13 protein-coding genes and 1 riboswitch are annotated in these 14,846 nt (G+C 61.4%); of the genes, 12 read left to right on the top strand and 1 reads right to left on the bottom strand.

The window, feature by feature from the left end; genetic code table 11:
- Positions 1–32: 32 nt before the first annotated feature.
- From DW123_RS00600 to DW123_RS00575, 6 genes are all read left to right on the top strand, one after another.
- The gene (locus DW123_RS00600; protein WP_117734266.1) at positions 33–839 is read left to right on the top strand and encodes a YebC/PmpR family DNA-binding transcriptional regulator; all 807 of its coding nucleotides are present in this window, start codon (positions 33–35) and stop codon (positions 837–839) included.
- Between the two features lie 166 nt (positions 840–1,005).
- Entirely contained in the window at positions 1,006–1,551 is a 546-nt protein-coding gene (locus DW123_RS00595; protein ID WP_118299280.1) for a hypothetical protein, read from the top strand.
- Positions 1,544–1,921: a DUF2273 domain-containing protein gene (locus tag DW123_RS09695; protein WP_233505175.1), complete on the top strand. Its 378-nt coding sequence runs from the start codon at positions 1,544–1,546 to the stop codon at positions 1,919–1,921. Before DW123_RS00595 ends, DW123_RS09695 begins: the two co-directional genes overlap by 8 nt.
- Before the next feature lie 44 nt (positions 1,922–1,965).
- Complete coding sequence (locus DW123_RS00585; RefSeq protein ID WP_117734268.1) at positions 1,966–2,487, top strand: Asp23/Gls24 family envelope stress response protein; 522 nt, start codon at positions 1,966–1,968, stop codon at positions 2,485–2,487.
- Between the two features lie 207 nt (positions 2,488–2,694).
- Positions 2,695–3,717 (top strand): YitT family protein, encoded by a 1,023-nt coding sequence (locus DW123_RS00580; protein ID WP_117734269.1) that lies wholly within the window; start codon positions 2,695–2,697, stop codon positions 3,715–3,717.
- Positions 3,718–3,866: 149 nt separating this feature from the next.
- Positions 3,867–5,141 carry a zinc-ribbon domain-containing protein gene (locus DW123_RS00575; RefSeq protein ID WP_158570698.1) on the top strand — a complete coding sequence of 425 codons (1,275 nt, stop codon included), beginning with the start codon at positions 3,867–3,869 and terminating at the stop codon, positions 5,139–5,141.
- A 140-nt stretch (positions 5,142–5,281) separates the two neighbouring features.
- On the opposite strand, the gene DW123_RS00570 is transcribed toward DW123_RS00575, so the two are convergent.
- Positions 5,282–6,745 carry a M20 family metallopeptidase gene (locus DW123_RS00570; RefSeq protein ID WP_118272935.1) on the bottom strand — a complete coding sequence of 488 codons (1,464 nt, stop codon included), beginning with the start codon at positions 6,743–6,745 and terminating at the stop codon, positions 5,282–5,284.
- Positions 6,746–6,913: 168 nt separating this feature from the next.
- On the opposite strand from DW123_RS00570, the gene DW123_RS00565 reads away from it, so the two are divergent.
- From DW123_RS00565 to DW123_RS00540, 6 genes are all read left to right on the top strand, one after another.
- Complete coding sequence (locus DW123_RS00565; protein WP_233540095.1) at positions 6,914–8,551, top strand: amidohydrolase; 1,638 nt, start codon at positions 6,914–6,916, stop codon at positions 8,549–8,551.
- A gap of 380 nt (positions 8,552–8,931) precedes the next feature.
- Positions 8,932–9,225 carry a co-chaperone GroES gene (gene groES / locus DW123_RS00560; RefSeq protein WP_022094351.1) on the top strand — a complete coding sequence of 98 codons (294 nt, stop codon included), beginning with the start codon at positions 8,932–8,934 and terminating at the stop codon, positions 9,223–9,225.
- A gap of 96 nt (positions 9,226–9,321) precedes the next feature.
- Positions 9,322–10,959, top strand: a complete 1,638-nt coding sequence (gene groL / locus DW123_RS00555) for a chaperonin GroEL (RefSeq protein ID WP_117763491.1) — start codon at positions 9,322–9,324, stop codon at positions 10,957–10,959.
- A gap of 372 nt (positions 10,960–11,331) precedes the next feature.
- A riboswitch (FMN riboswitch) is annotated at positions 11,332–11,524 on the top strand.
- Positions 11,525–11,529: 5 nt separating this feature from the next.
- Positions 11,530–12,120 carry an ECF transporter S component gene (locus DW123_RS00550; RefSeq protein WP_118291468.1) on the top strand — a complete coding sequence of 197 codons (591 nt, stop codon included), beginning with the start codon at positions 11,530–11,532 and terminating at the stop codon, positions 12,118–12,120.
- Positions 12,117–14,021 carry an energy-coupling factor transporter ATPase gene (locus tag DW123_RS00545; RefSeq protein WP_118272933.1) on the top strand — a complete coding sequence of 635 codons (1,905 nt, stop codon included), beginning with the start codon at positions 12,117–12,119 and terminating at the stop codon, positions 14,019–14,021. The genes DW123_RS00550 and DW123_RS00545 overlap by 4 nt, the downstream gene beginning before the upstream one ends.
- Positions 14,021–14,821, top strand: a complete 801-nt coding sequence (locus tag DW123_RS00540) for an energy-coupling factor transporter transmembrane protein EcfT (protein ID WP_118272932.1) — start codon at positions 14,021–14,023, stop codon at positions 14,819–14,821. The genes DW123_RS00545 and DW123_RS00540 overlap by 1 nt, the downstream gene beginning before the upstream one ends.
- Positions 14,822–14,846: the final 25 nt, after the last annotated feature.

Here is a 14,846-nt window from a genome sequence, read left to right as displayed (position 1 = left end):
GGGCTTTAGGTCGAAACCGATAGGAGACACGTATGTCCGGACACTCTAAGTGGGCCACAACCAAGCATCGTAAGGGCGCGCAGGACGCCAAGCGTTCCGCCCTTTTCTCCAAGCTCAGCCGCAACATCACCGTTGCTGCCCGTCTCGGCGGTGACCCGCTGCCCGAGAACAACGCCAGCCTCGCCGCTGCCGTTGCCAAGGCCAAGGCTCAGTCCATGCCTAAGGACAAGATCAAGTCCGCTATCGACAAGGCTTTTGGTTCGGGCGCCGATGCTGCCGTCTACGAGAACATCGTGTACGAGGGCTACGGTCCCGCCGGCGTTGCCGTCTACGTCGACTGCCTGACCGACAACCGCAACCGTACTGCCGCTGATGTCCGTTCCGCCTTCTCCCACGCTGGTGGCAACCTGGGCACCTCCGGCTCCGTCGCCTTCCAGTTTGAGCGCAAGGGCCAGATCGTCGTCGCCAAGGAGATCCTGGACGAGAACGCCAAGAAGGAGACCATGATCGCCAACGGTGCTGCCGGTGACGAGGATGAGTTCATGATGGCCATCGCCGAGGCCGGTGGCGAGGACTACGAGGACGCCGGCGAGGAGTGGATCGTCTGGACTGCTGCCAACGACGTTATGGCTGTCTCCAAGGCGCTCGAGGAGCAGGGCGTCCAGGTCAAGGGCTCCGAGACCACCATGGTCCCGACCACCCCGACCGAGGTCTCCGGCGCCGACGCCAAGAAGGTTCAGCGCCTCATCGACCGTCTTGAGGAGCTCGACGACGTCCAGGATGTTTACAGCACCATGGACATGACCGACGAGGTCATCGCTGCCCTCGAGGAGGAGTAGCGCCCGCACGGGTTAAGCCGTGCATATCTGGGCATAATGAAGCGAGCATGCAAGCCTCGTGGAATAGATGAGCCGGATCCGCGTGCGTAGAGCACCGGACCCGGCTCTTTTATAATGATGCGAACCGTTTTGCATTTCGAGAGCCGAGATTTGAAGGGAGCGCCGCGTGCGCGTACTCAAACGAGCCCTAGCGATCGTGTACCTTGCCGCCACCATCGTGGCGCTGGGTACGCTTGTCTGCCAGTTTTGGGGGCCGTATACGTATCGCTTTATGTTGCTGATGCGCGACCCCATGCCGCGCATCGTCGTCACGGCGTGCGCCGGCGTCGTGGCGATCGGCGTGCTGGTAAGCTTCTTCCGCCTGATGTTCGCCCGTCGCGAACCGTCCTGCGTGCATCCGGCGGGGGAGCGCAATATCGAGGTTACCCTCGCGGCGCTTTCTTCGTGCGCCAGGGCTGCTGCCGAGCGCGACGACCGCGTGATGGTCGAGCATGTCGAGGCCCGCGTCCAAGGCTCCGACGATTCGCACGTCCGTTTTAAGGTCGAGGCTATCGCGCTTGACGATAAGGACGTGGCATCTCTGGCTACCGCGATGCAGCAGCGCATCGAGAAAGCTTGCGACACCATGCTCGGTACGCCGGGTACGACTACGCGCGTCCGTTTTTTGCCGTCCAAGACTACCGTCCAGACCGTGGAGGTTTCCGGTGAGTGATACCAATCAAGATAAGACCGTCCGCACCCCGCGCCTGACCATCGATCAGAGCGCCGCGCCGGCAAGCGAGGTCGTCGATCCCAAGGTAGAGGGCACCGAGTCGCGTGACGCGGTCGTCGACGACTTTGACGAGGCCATGGGTCTCATTAAGGGCACGGGGGCGGCTATCTGGAGCTATGCCGTTCGCCATCCCAACACCACGCTCGGCGCCGTCGCGGGTTTTGTGCTCGCGGTGCTGGTGCTCACGCTCGGCCTGTGGGACACGCTGGTCATCGCATTCTTCGTGCTGATCGGGGCTGTGATCGGCCAGATTCGCGATGGCGAAAACGGGATCGTCAACTTCTTCGGCCGCCTGTTTAGCGGTCGCTAGCATGTATTCGACCGCCGCGTATGCGGTGGGCATAAGGAGGAACCATGGCTTTTAACACGAAGGTCGATGTGACCGATACCGAGCTCGAGGCGGACGAGACCGTCGTCGCCGAGGCCGAAGGCGTGACGCTCGAGGACGAGGCGCTTGTCGAGGCCGAATCCGAAGACGAGGTTGACGAGGACGACGAGGAGGCTGACGAGTCCGAGGACTCGCTGACCTATTCTAACGGCGTGATCGAGAAGATCGTCGCCATGGCCACTCGCGAGGTGCCGCACGTCTTGGGCATGAAGGGCAACCTCATGCACTTTGTACAGGAGCAGTTTGGTGCCGAGAACCTGACCAAGGGCGTGACGGTCGAGGTCACCGATGACAACCGCGTGGTCGTCAACATTTCCGTCATTATCGAGTATGGCGCCTACGCGCCCGCGATTTTCGACGACGTTAAGGCGCGTGTGACCGAGCGCCTCGCCGCGATGACCGGCCTTGAGGTGGCGGGCGTCAACCTACGCATCGAGGATGTCATCACCCCCGAGGAGTACGAACGCCGCACCAACCAGCACGAGTAACCTGCCAAAAAGGGACAGGTTTATTTTGGCAGGTTTTATCTGCGAAAACGTCAAACGGCCGGCCGCGCAGGAACATGCGCGGCCGGCCGTTCTTTGTATGCCCCCGATGCGGGCATACCGCTCGTCTAACTAAGGGTTGCAATTGCCGCGTTCCGCGTTACCCTAATGGGCGCATTGTTTCCAAATTGTTAACGAGGAGTTGCCGTAATGGCTGACGAGCACGAAACAGAAAGCAAGGCATGGGCGATTGAGGCCGCTGCGGCAGAGGCGGCATCGCGTGCTGCCGAGGAGGTGCATCGTCCTCCGGTGGTGCCGATGGAGCGCGTTGTCGATCGCGATGTTATTGAGCAAGGCGAACGCGCCGGCCGCAAGCGCAGCCAGGAACCAGGCTTTCCGCGCTTTTTTGCCGAGCTCAACCTGGGCCTGATCCTCACGGCCTTTGCCATCGTGGCTTTCAAAACGCCCAATCACTTTGCCTTCGGCGGCACCTCGGGTGTGTCGGTCATTCTTTCTACGCTGTTCCCGACTCTGCCCGTCGGCGTCTTTATGTGGATTATCAACGCGGTCCTGGTCATCTTGGGCTTTATCTTTTTGGAGCGTAAGGCAATCCTGTGGAGCGTCTTCGCCTCGTTTGCGCTTTCCGCCTATGTTTCGCTGTTTGAGCTCTTTATCCCGACCGATGTCTCGATGACGGGCGATATGTGGCTCGACCTGTGCTTTGCCGTGATTCTGCCGGCCCTCGGCAGCGCCATCGTCTTCGATATTGGCGCCTCGACGGGTGGCACGGACATTCTGGCCATGATCCTCAAACGCCGCACCACGCTCGAGATTGGCCGCGCGTTGCTGCTGGTCGATATCGGCATCGTAACTATCGCGGCCTTTTTGTATGGCCCGCGCGTCGGCCTGTATTGCGTGCTCGGCCTGTTTGCCAAGACGCTTGTGGTCGACAAGGCCATCGAGAGCATTCACCTTCGTAAGGTCTGCACGATCATTTGCTCCGAACCCCTTAAGGTCGAGGAGTTCATCGTCAAGCATCTCAACCGTACGGCGACCATCAGCCGCGGCTACGGCGCCTTCTCGGGCAAGTGCGTGACGGTGATCATGAGCGTGCTAAGCCGCCGCGAGGCCGTGCAGCTGCGTCGCTACGCGCGCGAGGTCGATCCTGGTGCCTTTATCACGATCGTTGACAGCTCCGAGATCGTCGGCAAGGGCTTCCGCGGAACGAACTAACGCGAGCGCGCTCGTCTAACAATCAAATAACGCCCTGCGCGTTGCAAAAACGTCATCTAGGAGAATTTGTCCTCACACTGGGTGATAATGATGACAAGACATCGTTTGCGATCCAGGTGATTCGCTCAAGATACGAAGGGATGATTTCGATGTTCTGTTCGCAGTGTGGCGCTCCCATGGGCGATAACGACAAGTTCTGTGGCGCGTGTGGTGCTCCTAATGCAGCGGCCGGTGCGGCTCCTCAGGGGCAGCCTCAGCAGGTCATGACGCAGCCGCCCGTGGTCAACGTGCCCAAGGGCTGTGTGGCTCAAGCGTTTGAGGATATGACCAAGATGCCGGGCGTACTACAGCGCGTGTGCCAGATCGCCTTTTTGCCGGCGCTTATCTGCGTCGTGTCGGTGCTCGTGCTGTTCATTCCCGTTATCGGCGGTATCGCGGCTGCTATCGGCTTTTTGGCAGCCTGTGTGGCAAGCGCGTGCGGTTCTGGCTTTGGCATCGAATGGGGCCGCGACCTGTCGCTCAAGGTCGATGACGGCATCGACCGTCCGTTGATGCGCTCCACGTCGTTTGGTCTCGGAGTCTTTTCGGGCGTCATCTCGAGCGTGCTCAAGGTCATTGCTGCCATTCCCGTTATTGGTGTAGTGCTCTCGGTAATTGAAGGCGTTGCGCTCGGCGCCGCAGGTTCGTACTCTTACTACGGCTCCTATGCGCTCGAGGCCGCGCTGTTTGGCTCGCTGGGCCTGCTTGTCCTGGCTCTGATCGCTTCGGCGGTCCTGGGCGTCTTCTTTAAGATGTTCGCCGACATCGCCGTGATGCACTTTGCGGTGACCGGTCGCGTTGAGAGCGCGTTTTCGCTCGATAAGGTCTGGGCGGCCTTTAAGAACAATAAGACTAAGCTGTTCTGCGCTTCGTTTATTCCCGAGTTTTTGACGGGCCTGATCGCCAACGTCATCACATGGATCTTGACGGCCGTCTTTGGCGCCATTGCCTCTGTTGGTATGTATAGCTACTACTACCGCCCCACGGTTATTGAGGCAATCGTTTCCGGCGGCGGCGTCACGCTCGTGCCGTTTCTGGTGCTGATCGCATTCGTCACCGTATTTCTTACGGTCTTTGGCAGCATGCTCAAGCATCGTGCCGTTGGCTACTGGGTGGCGCGTTACGCAAGCGAGTGGGCCGACGAAGACAAGGACGACGTCCTGACGTTTGTGCTGCCGTTTGAGAAGAAGGCCGCTCCTTCGGGCTATAGCGCTCCGGATGCTGCGCCCGCGCCCGAGCCGGCGCCTGCACCCGAGCCTGAGCCCGCCTCTGATTCCGAGCCCGCACCAGAGCCGGCGCCCGAGTCCGAGCCCGAGCCAACGCCTGAACCTGAGCCCGAACCCGAACCCGAGTCGAGTTCCGACGAGGACCTGCAGGACGAGTAGCCCTGCCGCCTGCCATTTGGGGACGGGGAGAAATGGTAGAAATAGAGCCTGACAAATGAGCGGGGGCGAACGTTGAGATAGCGTTCGCCCCCGCTTTGACATCGCGATGCGGCTATGACTGCGAGATAGTCGCGAATCGACTACTCGTCGTGCTTCTCCTCGCGGCGAGCGGCGGCGCGAGCTTCGTGGATGCCCTTGATCGCGGCATGGCGGGCGGTGCGAGCATCGTGCATGGCGTCGCGCGCCTCAGCGGCAGTCGCCTTGGCAGAGCGCAGCCTGGCGGCCAAGTCGGGGTTGGTCTCGGCAACCGCGGCGATCGTGGGGCCGTCGAGCTCCTCTTGCGTGGGCTCGGCCAAAAAGTCGATGGCATACTGGGCGGCCACCATGGAACCCTTGGCCAGTACGGTCTCGTCAATCTTGTAAAAGCAGGAATGTTGGGCGTACGTGGCGCCAATCTTGGGGTTGCGCGTACCTACAAAGGCGAGCACACCCGGTACGCGGCGCAGGTACTCCGAAAAATCCTCGCCCGAGAGCGTGCCGCGATAATGGCCTTGGCCGGCGGGGCCGAGACATTTAATTACAGCCTGACGGCAGCGCTCGCTCGAGGCCGCGTCATTTTCGACCTTGTAGTTGGCGATGGTGTAGTCGGTGAGCTCTGCCTCGGCGCCCAAGGCTGCCGCAGTATGCTCCACGATGCGGCGCATAAGCTCCGGCATTTCCTCGTGGGTCGAATCGCCGTAGGTGCGCACCGTGCCGGCGAGGTAGGCCGTGCCGGCAATAACGTTGCGCGCAGTGCCGCCGTGCAGCTCGCCGACGGTGATGACCGCCGGCTCGTAGGGGCTAATCTCGCGCGAAACGATAGTCTGCAAGGCGTTGACGATCTCGGCGGCAACCATAACGGCGTCGTGGCCGCGCTGGGGCATGGCGCCGTGGCATGAGGTGCCGCGTACGTCGATGCGGAACCAGTCGGTGTTGGCCATGCGTGGACCGGGCTCGCAGCTTACGGTGCCGGCATCGACCTCGCTCCAGATATGCGCGGCGTAGGCGCCATCGACGCCGTCGAGCACGCCCGTGCCGATCATGAGCTTGGCGCCCTGGCCGTTTTCCTCACTGGGCTGGAAGACGATGCGGACCTCGCCGTGGATGTCGTCGGTCATATGGCGCAGAATCTGCAGCGTGCCGAGCATCATGGCGATGTGGCAGTCGTGGCCGCAGGCGTGCATGCAGCCCTCGTTGACGCTAGCAAACTCCTCGCCGGTCTGCTCGGTAACGGGCAGGGCGTCGATGTCGGCGCGCAGCAGGATGCGGCGGCGCGGCGTGCCGTCCTCGCGGTAGGCGTCGGGCGCGGTGCCGCGAAGGGTCGCCACCAGGCCCGTCTTGAGGGGACGCTCGTAGGGGATATTCATGGCATCGAGCTGATTGGCGATGTCAGAAGTCGTGCGCTCCTCGGCGAGGCTCAGCTCCGGGTGCTTATGGAAGTGACGGCGCTGCTTGATGATGTAGGGCTCAAACTCGGCAGCGATATCTTGGATGGCTGCGGTGATGTCGTCAGCCGCTCGCACCCCGGTCGCTGCCATAATCTGCTGTGCCTTGGTCTTCGTCATGATCGATTTGCTCCTTGCTGGGTTGATCGCAAAATCGTACAGGCTGCCTCCAGTATGCCACCTGCCACTTGGCGTGGCAAAGCAGCCGTTTGCCGCTTGGGGTTTAGTAACAAGAGTGGGGGAGTACACTCGGGGGTGTTGAATTTCCTGCCAGAGATGGGGATGCCCATGCAACATATCGATCGGATAATCCGCTCCAAGAACGTCTTTACCGCACAAGACGGCATCGATGATGCCCGTGAGCTGGCGATTGCCATCGCGGGCGACCGTATCGTCGCGGTCGGCAAGCCTGACGATGTGATCGCCGCGGCTCCCGCCGTCACGCCGGTTATCGATTACGGCGAGCAGTTTGTTTGCCCCGGTTTCCACGACGCGCACTTGCACTTCTTCCATACCTCGGTCGGCTCCTCGCCGTACATGCTCATGGATATGGGCACGTCCGAGGCAGCACTGGTACAGCATGCGCTCGAGTTTTCCCAGGACCTGCCCGATGACGCTTGGGTTGTGACGCAGGGCTGGCGCGATTACCGTTGGGACCCGCCCGAGCATCCAACCAAGGCGTCGCTCGATGCGGCATTCCCCGATCGTCCTTGCGTTATGTATTCGGGCGACGGGCACACGCTTTGGCTCAACAGCCGCGCACTCGAGGCGCTCGGCGTCACGCGCGACAGCGAGCCACCAGCGGGCGGCAGCTACGACAAGGACGCAAACGACGAACTCACGGGCATTGCGCACGAGGCGGCTGCCATGCAGCTGCTGCCGCGCTGCCTTGAGTGGCTGGGCGAGGATTGCATCGCGAGCGCTTACGCCGACCAGATGAAGCGTATGGCAGAGCAAGGCATCACCTCAATCTGCGATATGTCGCTCATGCCCATGCCGGGCTGCGACTTTATCCGCGACGACGTCTACGACAAACTACAGGCAGCCGGCAAGTTGGGCATCCGAGCCCATCTGTTCCCCACACTGCTGGATGACCAATCGCGTTTGGAAGAGCTGCAGGCACGTTACGCGAACAATGTGCTGCTCTCGGCGCCGGGCTTTAAGCAGTTCTTCGACGGCGTGTCGAGCGAACACACGGCATATCTCACCGAGCCCTATACCAATCCGCGCTTCCCGGGCGACCAGGGCCGTCTGACGGTTCCCGCCGAGCGCATGCGCAAGCTAGTTCTGGCTGCCGCGGAGCGCGGCCACACCGTGCGCATCCACGTCATTGGCGACGGTGCCATCCATGCCGCGCTCGATATCTTCGAGGAAGCGGCCGAACTGTACGGCCTGCCCCAGCACGGCCATAACACGCTCGAGCACCTGGAGAATTTGCTGCCTCAGGACATCGATCGCCTGCGCAAGCTCAACATCCTTGCCTCGAGCCAACCCTGCCACATCACGCTCGACCCAGGTGGTCCGGAGCGCGACCTGGGCCTGGAACGCAGCCGCATCATGTGGCCGTTCGCGACCTATAAGCAGCGCGGCATTCGCCAAGCCTTCGGTACCGACAGCCCTATCACGCTCGTTACCAGCATGAACGTGCTCTACACGGCTATCACACGCCAGGACCCCAAAAGCCACTGGCCCGAGGGTGGCTGGCTGCCGAGCGAGCGCATCGATGCAGCAACAGCCCTGCGCAACTACACCCTGGGCAGCGCCTATGCAGCGGGCGACGAGCAAAACCTCGGCAGCTTGGAGCCCGGCAAGTATGCCGACCTGGTAGTCCTGGACCAAAATCCGCTCACCATCGACCCCCAAGAACTGCAAGCCACCAAGGTTCAGGCCACCTACCTGGCAGGCAACTTGATTTACGAGCGCTAACCCCATCTGCATCGCCATTTTGCTGCACTGACTTTTCTGAACACCGGGCCCGATAACGTTGACTCAGCTCCCGTGTGGCGCCGGAGGGGCGGGGCATAAGGTTTATCGCGAGTTCCGCACGAGCCGAAGGCCACTTAATGTGGCCTTCGTGCGAGCAGGACTGCCCGAGCAGGAAACCTTATGCCCCGCCCCTCCGGCGCCACACGGGAGCAACCGCTAAGTTATCCCCCGGCATTCAGAAAATCTAAGTGCCAAAAAATAAGATTTTTTGACTCCGTGTTGTATAACCCGCCATTCGTGGGTACCATTCAACGCGTACGCAAACAAAAAGGGTTAATTCGCGTGGTATAACCGCGCGGCCCAAAAAGGAGGAGACAAGCATGTCGTCTTTGAAGCCGCTTGCAGATCGTGTTCTGGTCAAGCCCGACGAGGCCGAGCAGAAGACCGCTTCTGGTCTGTATATCGCCAGCAACGCTCAGGAGAAGCCGCAGCGCGGCACCATCGTTGCCGTTGGCGCCGGCAAGGTCAACGACAAGGGTGAGCGCATCCCCATGGACGTCAAGGTCGGTGACGTTGTCATCTACGGCAAGTTCGGTGGCAACGAGGTCAAGGTCGACGGCGAGAAGTATCTGCTGATGCGCGCCGACGACATCTACGCCGTCGTCGAGGCCTAGTCTCGTCAGAATCTCTGATTCGTCTTTGAACGCGCCCGCCGCATAGGACTCGGAAGCGGCGACGCGAGTCGCATTTCTTTTGGAGGATTACCTACCATGGCAAAGAACATTACGTTTAACACCGATGCCCGCGCTAAGCTTGCCAAGGGCGTCAACACTCTGGCCGACGCCGTTACCGTCACCATGGGCCCCAAGGGTCGCTATGTTGCACTGCAGCGCACGTTCGGTGCCCCGACCATCACCAACGACGGCGTTTCCGTCGCCAAGGAGATCGAGCTCGAGGACAACATCGAGAACATGGGTGCTCAGCTGGTGAAGGAGGTCGCCACCAAGACCAACGACACCGTGGGTGACGGTACCACCACCGCAACCCTGCTCGCCCAGGCCATCGTCAACGACGGTCTGCGCAACGTCGCCGCCGGCGCCAACCCGCTGGCCATCCGTCGCGGCATCGACAAGGCCGTCAACGCCGCCGTCGCCGAGATGAAGAAGCAGGCCAAGCCGGTCGAGACCAAGGAGCAGATTGCTTCCGTCGGTACCATCTCTGCCGGTGACCCCGAGGTCGGCGAGAAGATCGCCGAGGCCATGGAGGTCGTGGGCAAGGACGGCGTCATCACCGTCGAGGATTCCCAGACGTTCGACATCACCATCGACACCGTTGAGGGCATGCAGTTCGACAAGGGCTATGTCTCCGCTTACTTCGTCACGGACAACGACCGCATGGAGGCCGTGATGAAGGATCCGTACATCCTCATCACCGACCAGAAGATCTCCAGCGTTCAGGACATCATGCCCGTTCTCGAGGCTGTCCAGCGCGCTGGCCGCGGCCTGCTCATCATCGCTGAGGACATCGACGGCGAGGCTCTGCCTACCCTGGTCCTCAACAAGATCCGTGGCGCCCTCAACGTCTGCGCCGTCAAGGCCCCGGGCTACGGCGATCGCCGCAAGCGCATCCTCGAGGACATCGCCGTCCTCACCGGTGGCCAGGCCGCTCTGGACGAGCTGGGCGTGAAGGTCGCTGATATCACCGCCGATATGCTCGGTACCGCTAAGTCCGTCACCATCTCCAAGGACAACACCGTCATCGTCGGCGGCGCTGGCTCCAAGGAGGCCATCGACGCCCGTATCGCTCAGATCAAGGGTGAGATGGAGAACACCACCTCTGACTTCGACCGCGAGAAGCTCCAGGAGCGCCTGGCCAAGCTCTCCGGTGGCGTTGCCGTCATCAAGGTCGGCGCTGCTACCGAGTCCGAGCTCAAGGAGATCAAGCATCGCGTCGAGGACGCCCTTCAGGCTACCCGCGCTGCTGTCGAGGAGGGCATCGTCGCCGGCGGCGGCGTCGCCTTCATGGACGCTGTGCCCGCGCTCGATGCTGTCGAGATTGACGACCCCGAGGAGAAGATCGGCGTCGACATCGTCAAGAAGGCTCTGACCGCTCCGGTCGCCACCATCGCCAAGAACGCTGGCTTTGAGGGCGCTGTCGTGGTCGACAAGGTTGCCGAGCTGCCCGCTGGCCAGGGTCTAAATTCTGCCAACGGCGAGTGGGGCGACATGATCGAGATGGGCGTCCTCGACCCCGTCAAGGTCAGCCGCGTCACCCTGCAGAACGCTGCTTCTGTCGCCAGCCTGATCCTCATCACCGAGGCCACCGTCTCCGATGTGCCCAAGAACACTCAGCTTGAGGACGCTATCGCTGCTGCTACCGCTGGTCAGCAGGGCGGCGGTATGTACTAAGGCCGACAAGGTCTAGAACTCCCACCGGGGAACCGGCAGGGGGGGACGGGGGCTTTTCCCCGGAACGTCCTCGGACATGCAAAGAGGCTCCGCATCGCGCTTCGCGCTGCGGAGCCTCTTTGCGTCCTGCGGAATGTTCCGGAGAGAAGCCCCCGTCACGCCCCCGGATTCCCTGCGTTTACGGCCTTGAGGTCGGCTCGCGGAGAAGGACGTGGTTGATAGGGATGCGTGTCCCGGTCGCTGTTTCGCGCTTTGCGCGAAAGGCGCGCCACTTTGGGGTGGGTGGGGAACGTGGTTGTTTCGGCAACTGATCTCCGCCACAAATTACCCTCGGCATACTTGCGCGAAAGCCTGCTGGTGCTACACTTGCAATTGCTGTTTCAGGGCGGGGTGGAATTCCCCACTGGCGGTAAATCGGGCGGTGTCAAAGGGGCGCCGTGGCGCAGGTAAAGTGCCTGCGACCGAGCCGATGAGTCCGCGACCCGTGTGTGCGTTGGTTCGCATGCCGGCTGAACTGGTGAGATCCCAGTACCAACGGTTAGAGTCCGGATGAAAGAGGCAGGTGATCTTATGTCTGAACAGTCGCAGCATATCCATTTTGAGAACACGAATAGGTGGAGCACCAAACAGCTCGTTACCATGGCGCTGATGTGCGCCCTGGGCGCCCTGTTTATGTACGTGCAGCTGCCCATCCTTCCTTCGGCGCCGTTTTTGACGTATGACCCGTCGCTGGTGCCGGCGATGGTGTGTGGGTTTGCGTATGGCCCTGGTGCCGGCACAGCTGTTGCCGCCATGGCGATCGTTATCCATGCGCTTACCACGGGCGATTGGGTCGGTGCGCTTATGAACTTGGTTGCTACGCTGGGCTATATTCTCCCCGCGGCTATCGTCTACCAGAAGATGCATACCTATAAGGGTGCCGTGATTGGCCTGGTGCTTGGCGTCATTGCCGCTACGGCGCTGTCTATGGCTGCAAACCTTACCATTGGCGTATGGTTCTGGTATGGTTCGGTCGATGTGATCGCCCCGCTCATGATTCCCGCCGTGCTACCGTTCAACCTCATCAAGACCGTGCTTAACTCGGTGCTCACGCTTGCAGTGTACAAGGCGGTCTCCAATCTCATCACGCCTAAAAAGGACCAGGTCAAAGGCCGCGCATGATTGAGTGTCGGGGCGTTTCCTTTAGCTATGACGGTGCCGTGCCGGCGCTTGACGGCGTCGATCTGAACATAGAGGACGGCGAGTTTTTCTGCATCCTCGGCGGAAACGGATCGGGCAAGTCGACGTTTGCCAAGCATTTGAACGCGCTACTGCAGCCCGATGCGGGAACGGTGTGCGTCAACGGCATGGACGCGTCCGATCCCGAGCTGGTCTACGACATTCGCTCGACCGCGGGCATGGTGTTTCAGAATCCCGACGACCAGCTCGTGGCGACGCTTGTCGAGGACGATGTTGCCTTTGGTCCCGAGAACTTAGGGGTGGAATCCGCCCAGATCGCACAGCGCGTGCGCGAGGCGCTGAAGGCCGTGGGCCTGGTGGGCTTTGAGCGCCACGAGACCCATGCACTTTCGGGTGGCCAAAAGCAGCGCGTGGCGCTTGACGGCGTGCTCGCCATGGAACCGCGCGTGCTCATATTGGACGAGGCTTCTTCGATGCTCGATCCGCGTGGACACAAGGGCCTCATGAAGGCTTGCCACGCGTTGCACGATCGCGGCATGACCATCGTGATGATTACGCACTTTATGGAAGAGGCCTCCGAGGCCGATCGTGTCGCGGTATTTCGGGCGGGGCGCGTTGCCATGCTCGGTACGCCCGAGGAAATCTTGATGCGGGCGGACGAACTTGCGCAGCTCAATCTGGATATGCCAGCGTCGTGCTGCTTGGGCATGGAGCTTCGTGCGAAGGGCGTGCCCGTTCATGCGCAGGTGCGCGAGGTGGATATGGTCGCCGAGATTGCGCAGACTTATGCCGAGCGAAGTGGGGCAGGCACCGTGGGACAGTCTTCCGCACCCCAATCGGAAATCGTTGGCGGTACGGTTTCGGCAAGCAACGAAGATGACGTACCAGAGCCCGTCATCGAACTATCCCATGTTTCGTATAGCTATTCGCTGAGCGCCCGCGAGCGTCGTCGCTGGCGCAAGCGTTCGGCTGTCGCGGACAAATCGAACAAACAAGCCCTTTGGGGAAACGACCCCAGCAGCCCGTGGGCGCTGCGCGATGTATCGCTGACGGTGCGCCGCGGCGAGTTCCTGGGCCTTGCGGGTCATACCGGTTCGGGTAAGTCGACGCTGGTCCAGCATCTCAACGGTTTGATTCGCCCCCAGGAGGGATCCGTTCGCGCGCTGGGGCTCGATCTGTCAAACAAGAAAGACGCCGCCGCGGTTAAGGCAAAGGTCGGCGTGGTGTTTCAATATCCCGAGCGTCAGCTGTTTGCCGAAACCGTGGCGCAGGACGTGGCGTTTGGTCCGCACAACCTTGGCTTGCCGCAAGATGAAGTCGACCGTCGTGTCGAGTCATCGCTCTCGCGCGTGGGCCTCGACCTTTCCACGGTCGGCGACAAGAGCCCCTTTGAGCTTTCGGGCGGCCAGCAGCGCCGCGTGGCGTTTGCCGGCGTGCTTGCCATGGAACCCGAGGTTCTGGTGCTCGATGAACCCATGGCGGGGCTCGATCCGGCTGCGCGCAGGGATTTCCTTGAGCTTATCGATCGACTTCACCGTAATGGCCTGACCGTTGTCATGGTTTCGCACAGCATGGATGACCTGGCCAATTGCTGCGACCGTATCGTCGTAATGAACGAAGGCGCGGTGTTTGCCGAGGGAACTCCCGAGCAGGTGTTTGCGCATGCCGATGAGCTCAAGTCGATCGGCTTGGGCGTACCTGCTGCTCAGCGCATGGCGTTGGCGCTCGCGGAAGCGGGCGTGCCGCTGCGTCGCGGCGGGCTCTATACGGTTGAGTCGTTGGCCGACGAGTTGGCAGATTTGCTGATCGGTCGCTCGGACGGTTCTTCTAACGTCTCGGACAAGGCCAAATCCGAAACGGTCACGCGAGAGGAGGGTTGCTGATGGAGGCGTTTTCGTTTGGCAGCTACTATCCCGGCGATAGTGCAATCCACCGCCTGGACCCGCGAACCAAGTTGCTCTTGGGCTTTGTGTTTCTGATCACGACGCTCACGGTCAGTGGCTTCCGCGGACTGGCTCCGGTCGCATTCTTTGTCGTGCTGGTCTATGTTGTGGCTCGGGTGCCGCTGCGTCGCGTTCTATCGTCGATGGCACCGCTGCTGGCGATTGTCGTGATGGTTGCGGTGCTCAACCTGTTTTCCGACCAGAGCGGCCGCGTCCTGTGGCAGCTTGGCTTTTTGCAAGTGAGCGAGGGCTCGCTGCGTTCTGCGACGTTTATGGCGTGCCGCCTGACCCTGATGATGGCCGGTATGAGCGCTATTACGCTCACCACGCCGACGCTCGACCTCACCGCGGGCTTCGAGCGCCTGCTCGCGCCGTTTGCGCGTGTGGGACTTCCTGCGCACGAGCTCGGCATGATTATGGGCATCGCGCTGCGGTTTATGCCGCAATTTGCCACCGAAATAAAACAGACGGTCGATGCGCAGGCCAGCCGCGGCGCGCGCGTGACGGGCGGTCCGCTCGGCGGTGTGCGCATGCTCGGCAGTGTGGCGATTCCGCTGTTCACGGGCGTGTTCCGTCATGCCGAGACGTTGTCTGCCGCCATGGATGCCCGTTGCTATCATGGCGAGCAGGGCCGCACACGTCTGCATGCGCTTGCATTTGGCCGCGGCGATGCGTTGGCGGCGGTGGTGACGGCGTTGCTGCTCATCTGCGTCATCGTCATCAATCTTCAACTTGTTTAGGCGCGATTTGAGCGCAAGAAAGGGG

This window comes from Collinsella sp. AM10-26, assembly GCF_003472525.1.
Taxonomy (GTDB): domain Bacteria; phylum Actinomycetota; class Coriobacteriia; order Coriobacteriales; family Coriobacteriaceae; genus Collinsella.
Note: the sequence above shows the minus strand (reverse complement) of the source record. Positions and strands in the feature narration are given on the sequence as shown.

Coding starts and splice junctions, on each gene's coding strand:
- DW123_RS00565 (WP_233540095.1), top strand. CDS start 6,914: ATGCAACATATCGATCGGATAATCCGCTCCAAGAACGTCTTTACCGCA.
- groL (WP_117763491.1), top strand. CDS start 9,322: ATGGCAAAGAACATTACGTTTAACACCGATGCCCGCGCTAAGCTTGCC.
- DW123_RS00550 (WP_118291468.1), top strand. CDS start 11,530: ATGTCTGAACAGTCGCAGCATATCCATTTTGAGAACACGAATAGGTGG.
- DW123_RS00575 (WP_158570698.1), top strand. CDS start 3,867: ATGTTCTGTTCGCAGTGTGGCGCTCCCATGGGCGATAACGACAAGTTC.
- DW123_RS00580 (WP_117734269.1), top strand. CDS start 2,695: ATGGCTGACGAGCACGAAACAGAAAGCAAGGCATGGGCGATTGAGGCC.
- DW123_RS00540 (WP_118272932.1), top strand. CDS start 14,021: ATGGAGGCGTTTTCGTTTGGCAGCTACTATCCCGGCGATAGTGCAATC.
- groES (WP_022094351.1), top strand. CDS start 8,932: ATGTCGTCTTTGAAGCCGCTTGCAGATCGTGTTCTGGTCAAGCCCGAC.
- DW123_RS00570 (WP_118272935.1), bottom strand. CDS start 6,745: ATGACGAAGACCAAGGCACAGCAGATTATGGCAGCGACCGGGGTGCGA.
- DW123_RS00585 (WP_117734268.1), top strand. CDS start 1,966: ATGGCTTTTAACACGAAGGTCGATGTGACCGATACCGAGCTCGAGGCG.
- DW123_RS00600 (WP_117734266.1), top strand. CDS start 33: ATGTCCGGACACTCTAAGTGGGCCACAACCAAGCATCGTAAGGGCGCG.
- DW123_RS00545 (WP_118272933.1), top strand. CDS start 12,117: ATGATTGAGTGTCGGGGCGTTTCCTTTAGCTATGACGGTGCCGTGCCG.